The following is a 537-nucleotide window of genomic DNA, read 5'->3' on the forward strand; positions in this document are numbered from 1 at the left end:
TGCACTTTCTTATGATTGATGCTATAACCACGATTGCGCAGTTCTAGATGAACCCTGCGGTAACCATAATTGCCCTTATGATCCTTAAAAATTGCTTGTATCTCATTCTTGATGTCCCTATCTTTGTCCTCTGTAGCTAGTTGCTTGAGCTGGTAATAGTAGGTAGCACGAGCTAGTTTAGCTGTTGCTAGAAGGAGGTCTAGTCGGAATCCTCCATTGACCATTTCTCTAACTGTTTCTGCCTTTCGCACGCTAAGGCTTCGTCCCTCAGGCGCAATTCTTTCAACTTTTTTAGATAGGCATTCTCCGTTCTAAGACGCTCATTTTCTTCTTGGAGTCGCTCTAACTCCGTCATCTCTTCCCAGGTCTTCTTTGGCTTACGTCCCATTTTTGGCGGCCTCCCTCTTGCTTTCTCAAGAATAGTATACCCGTTTTTCTTGTATTGCGCTATCCAGTTTGGAAGAGTCCCTCGGTTTGGCAAGGCGTAATCAAGTGAAACGGTCAGCTTTGACTGTTGTTTCAGAAGCACTTTATCAA

1 pseudogene is annotated in these 537 nt (G+C 44.1%); it reads right to left on the bottom strand.

Annotated features, from left to right (window positions below):
- Positions 1-537: pseudogene (locus tag AC5FEC_RS10430) on the bottom strand (IS3 family transposase); the annotation flags it as partial.

The sequence above is a fragment of the Streptococcus sp. STC1396 genome (genome assembly GCF_058933875.1).